Genomic DNA, 5,560 nt, shown 5'->3' with positions numbered 1-5,560 from the left:
GTATACAATCAAGCTAAATGTAAGAAGAAAATTCAAAGGCTTTGGATCTCTTCAATGGAAAATAAAGCGATTGAAGATGGCTTTAAAAATCTTAAAGATGGCAAAGATTATGAGAACTTATATAAGTCGGCAAGTGCGAGAGCTATTGCGGACTGGTTAGTTGGAATGAACCTAAGCAGACTGTATTCTTGTCTGTACGATCAAACTTATTCTGTCGGCAGAGTTCAAACTCCAACTTTATATCTAATTGCTAAAAGAGATAGTGAAATAAGCACTTTTAAAAAGCAAAAGTACTATACAGTAGATATAGCAAGCGACAATATAAAGCTTGTATCAGAAAGAATTGATGATTTAAGCGTAGCAAATAGCTTGTTAGAAAATATTAAAAGTGAATATTCTAATAAAGATATAGAGCTTACAAGCGTAGAAAATAAAGAGGCAAACATTAAGCCTGATAAGCCTTATGACTTGACTACATTGCAAAGAGAAGCAAATAAGTATTTTGGGTATAGTGCAAACGATACTCTAAATACTACACAAAGTCTTTATGAAAAGAAGCTTGTAACTTATCCAAGAACTGACAGTAGATATTTAACAAACGATATGACTGAAACAATTAAAGAATTATTACAAGGTCTTGAAAATGATTATGTTGTCAATGAAGATAATTTCAATTCAATATTCGATTCATCAAAAGTTACAGATCACTATGCAATAATTCCTACACTTACAGGTATAGCTAAGGCAGATGGTTTATCAGATAAAGAATATAATATCTATAACTTAATTAAAAACAAACTATTAGCTTCTTGCTCAGACAATTTAATTGAGTCAAATACAAGCGTTGAACTTATATTTGGAGAGCACAAATTTAGTGCAAAGGGCAAATCAGTAGTTGAACAAGGTTTTACTAAATATTTGCAAGAATATATAAAATCAAAAGAAGATAGCAAGCTTCCAAGCTTAAATCAAGGCGATTCAATTAAGCTTGTATCCTTTGAATTGTCAGAAAAATATACAAAGCCACAAAGTCACTACAATGAAAATACTCTTTTAAAAGCTATGGAAACAGCTGGTGTTGATTCGCTAGATAAAAATATAGAAGTTGAAAGGAAAGGTTTAGGTACACCAGCAACTAGAGCTAGTATAATTGAAAGCTTAATTTGTAGAGAGCTAATTAAAAGAGATAAAAAGAATTTGCTTATTACAGATAAAGGAAACATGTTAGTTTCAATAGTGGAAGATAAATTTAAATCGGCAGACACTACATCTGACTGGGAAATGAAGCTATCAAAAATAAGTTCTGGAGAAGTAGATGCAGATGATTTTATAAAAGAAATTGAAAGTAACGTAACAGAGCTAGTTGAAAGATATAAAAAAACTTTAAGTAATATCTTTTAAATATAGGAGGTGCATATAATGGCAATAATTAAATTAAATTACGATAAAGAAGAGTTTAATAAGCTTATGAATTCACTATACAATGTATATAATTTTGTAAAAAATAGTGAAGATAGTGAAGATGATTCAATTAAAGAAAACATTGAAGAAGTGTTGGGCAGTATTAAAAAGTATTCTATTGGCAGATATGACGAAGATAATGATGAATATTTATATATAAGAGTACCTCATACTGAAAGAGACTTATTTATTATATGGGATGCAAGAGACTTTGCTTCATTTTTAGACGCTCGTTCATACTTTTATACGCTTGATGAACCTGAAAACATTGACTACTATACAAAATTTGTTGAAGAATTCAAAGCAAAATATGAAATATACAAAGAGGAAAAAATGAAGAAGCTACAACAGTCTATGGATAAAAAAGAAGCAATCAATAGAGTTGAAAAAGAGATAGAAGAAGATAACAATCAAGTTAAAGATGAAAAACAAACAACAACAGCAGAGCCACTTTAGGCTCTGTTTTTTGTTTTATCGGGAGGAAGTAAGATGAGAATAAATGATTTTTTAAACAATAAAGAGATAGTAAAAGATAATATACTTGCAAGTGAAAAAGAATATCTAAAGCTTTTAAAAGTAGTAGGCAATAATCAAAGATATGACTTTGTAACGCAATTAAGCATTTATAATAAAGTTCCGAATGCTAAAGCTTGTGCTGGTTATGACTTTTGGAAAAAGAATTATAATAGGGCAGTTTTAAGGGGCGAAAAAGGCATTCCTTATTTAGCAGATAAATATAAAAAGTCTGTCGATTATATCTTTGATATAAGCCAAACTACACCTATTGTTAGAAATGTAAATAAAATTAAATCTGTAGATTATTGGCAATTTGATTTTAATTCAGATATTGATGTTTTAAAAAATACAATTTCTGAAAATAGGTTTCAGCCAAGTGATGTGCTTAATGAGAACATATTTGCGTTAAGCAGAATATATGGAGACGAAGATATAGATGTTGCACTTAATGACCTTAAAGTTAGTGCTGATAAAAAATTAAGCTTTCAAAAGTTTATGAGAGAGTCAATATCTTACTCTGTAGCAAGCAGATTTAACATACTTTATCCAATAGATATTGATAATGTAAAAGAAAATATTTCAGAACTTACACCAATATCGCTTGAATACGTGGGAGATATAGTTTCGACTACAAGCCATAATATTATAGAAGATATAATGGAAAAATCTATAGAAATAAAAAGATCAAAAGGCTTGACAAGCGTTAATGATATAATGTACAATAGTGATGAAGTAGAAAGAAAAGATATAGGAGGTATAGAAAATGAGCTTCGAGGAGAGTTTGAAACAATACACAAAGAAGAAGATAGAGAGTCCGTTCGATCAGTGCGAGGACACAGAGGAGATGGCTTACAAGATGAACGAGATAGCGGAGAGCGAGCTACTAGCGGACGAGGAATTTCAAAAGATACATGGAGTGAATTGGGCGATAATGAGACTGGACTATCTATCGCTGGAACACACAGACGAGAATTGGATGAAACTGCAGGAACTATATTGGGACAAGACCTTGATAGACCACTTGAGAGAGACGCAAGTGAGAGCCGAGAACTTCATCAAGACGGAAAAGCCGAGAATGATGAAAGCGTGGAAGATAGAGAGCGAGGACAGTCCACAATATCCAGTGATGATGTCAGCATTGAGAGAGATGCTAATCAAGGAGATAATAGAAGAATAGCAGATGATAAAGATTTGGAGAAAGAAGCTAACAAGGCTTCTTTTTTTATTGATCCAAACTTAAAAAACTTTCAAATTACAAATGAAGTTTTAGTTGAAAAGCTAACTCCGTCAGAAAGGCTTAAAAATAATATAGAGGCTATATCTACATTAAAGAAAATTGAAAATGGCGAATTGACACTAAATGCTGATACGCAAGAAACTCTTGCTAAATATGTTGGTTGGGGTGGACTTGCAGATGTATTTGACGAAAGCAAAGAAGGACAATGGCTTACAGCAAGAGCTTTTTTAAAAGAGAGTTTAAGCGAAGAAGAGTATAAAAATGCTAAAGAATCTACGCTTACAGCCTTTTATACTCCAAAAATAGTAATGGACGGAATGTATAAAACTCTTAGCGATATGGGTTTTAATTCTGGGAATGTTTTAGAGCCATCTGCAGGTATTGGAAATTTTATTGGTAATTTACCTGCTGATATGAGAGGCTCTAAAGTCTATGGTGTAGAACTTGACTCGATAAGTGGAAGAATAGCAAAAGCCTTATATCCTAAATCTAATATACAGGTTAAAGGCTTTGAGGAAACTAATTTTTCTAACAATTTCTTCGACTTAGCGATAGGCAATGTTCCATTTGGGGACTTCAAGCTTAACGATCGTGAATATAATAAAAGTAATTTTTTAATACATGACTACTTCTTTGCTAAATCAATAGACAAAGTGAGGAATGGAGGCATTATAGCCTTTATAACTTCCTCGGGTACTATGGATAAAAAAGACGAAACAGTCAGGAGATATATAAATGCAAGAGCAGAGTTTCTAGGAGCGATAAGACTTCCAAATAATACTTTTAAAGGACTTGCTGGAACAGAAGTAACTTCTGATATTATCTTTCTTAAAAAGAGAGATTCAGTCATTGATAGAGATGACGATTGGATACATCTTTCAGAAAATAAAGATGGATTAGTATATAACAAATATTTTGTTGATAATCCTCAAATGGTGCTTGGCGATATGAAAGTTGTATCAGGTAGATTTGGAGATGAACTTACTTGTGCTGAAAAAGAAAACTCTAATTTTGAAAATTTATTTAACATAGCAAGTAGTAAAATATCCTCAAACAATAAATATGAAAAGGTAGAGCTATTGCAAGATGAAGATATAAGTATTCCTGCGACAGACGATGTTAAGAACTTCTCTTATACAATTATTGATAATGATGTTTATTTTAGAGAGAATTCTATTCTTATTAAACAAAATATAACAGATAAAAATAAAGATAAAATTAGAGACTATATTGCTGTTAAGGATGCACTAAAAGTTGTAATTGACAGACAAAAAGAAGATTATTCGGATGCTGATATACAAGAATCCCAGTTAAAATTAAATGAAGTATATGATGATTTTGTTGCAAAATATGGAATAATCAACGATAAAAACAATATAAAATTACTACGAGATGATAGCAATTTTCCCCTTTTATCTTCAATAGAAATCTTAGACGATAATAACAACTTTAAAGCTAAGGGTGATATATTTACTAAAAGAACTATTGTAAAGGCAAAAGTAGTAGACCATGTTGATACTTCACTTGAAGCGTTAGTGCTTTCTGTCTCACAAAGAGGTGATGTTGACTTTGACTATATGCAAGAGCTAACAGGCAAGGATAGAGATGTTTTAATAAATGAGCTAGAGGGAGAAATCTTCCTTGACATAAGTTCATATGATAAAATTAACAATTCATTGCCATTTAAAAACTATATTGATGGTAGTCCTTTACATTTTGATTATGTAGCTAAAGATGAATATCTTAGTGGCAATATTAGAAATAAAATAGAATGTTTAAATGAATATATTAGTCGTTTCAATATTCTGAAAGAACAATTACCTGAAGATCAAAAACTAGAAATGGAAAAAGAGCTCAAGGAATTAAATTTTCAAAAAGTCAGGCTAAAAGAAGTTATGCCTATAGAGCTAACAGCAAGTGATATTAATGTTAGATTAGGAGCAACTTGGATACCAGAAGAAGATGTTGAGGACTTTATGTTTAACCTTTTAAAGACTCCTAATTTTGATAGGTGGAATATATCTGTTAGATTTTCGCCATTGACAAGCGAGTGGAATGTTGAGGGCAAAAGTGTAGATTCATACAATGACTTAGCTAATATGACCTATGGAACTAGTAGAGTTAACGCATATAAGCTAATAGAAGAGGCTCTAAACTTAAAAGATACACGAATTTTCGATCAAGTTATAAATGATGATGGCTCAAAAACTTCTGTTTTAAATAAAAAAGAAACTTTACTTGCTAGTCAGAAGCAAGAATTAATTAAGGAGGCTTTTAAAAACTGGATATTTGAAGACCCTGATAGAAGAAATAGATTAGAAAAAATATATAATAAAAGATTTAATT

The 5,560-nt window shown here is 31.2% G+C and carries 2 protein-coding genes and 1 pseudogene; all 3 read left to right on the top strand.

What is annotated here, in order from left to right; genetic code table 11:
* Nucleotides 1-1,401: DNA topoisomerase (locus Q0E71_RS06280; protein WP_294797091.1), on the top strand; the 1,401-nt coding region annotated here is incomplete at its 5' end.
* 18 nt (nt 1,402-1,419) lie between these two features.
* Nucleotides 1,420-1,917, top strand: coding sequence for a hypothetical protein (locus Q0E71_RS06275; RefSeq protein ID WP_294797089.1), 498 nt, complete (start codon nt 1,420-1,422; stop codon nt 1,915-1,917).
* 33 nt (nt 1,918-1,950) lie between these two features.
* Nucleotides 1,951-5,560 (top strand): annotated as a pseudogene (locus Q0E71_RS06270) (hypothetical protein); the annotation flags it as partial.

Origin of the sequence: uncultured Fenollaria sp., from assembly GCF_934202865.1 — a bacterium.
In the GTDB taxonomy this organism is placed as follows: Bacteria; Bacillota; Clostridia; order Tissierellales; family Peptoniphilaceae; genus Fenollaria.
Note: the sequence above shows the minus strand (reverse complement) of the source record. Positions and strands in the feature narration are given on the sequence as shown.

Coding starts and splice junctions, on each gene's coding strand:
- Q0E71_RS06275 (WP_294797089.1), top strand. CDS start 1,420: ATGGCAATAATTAAATTAAATTACGATAAAGAAGAGTTTAATAAGCTT.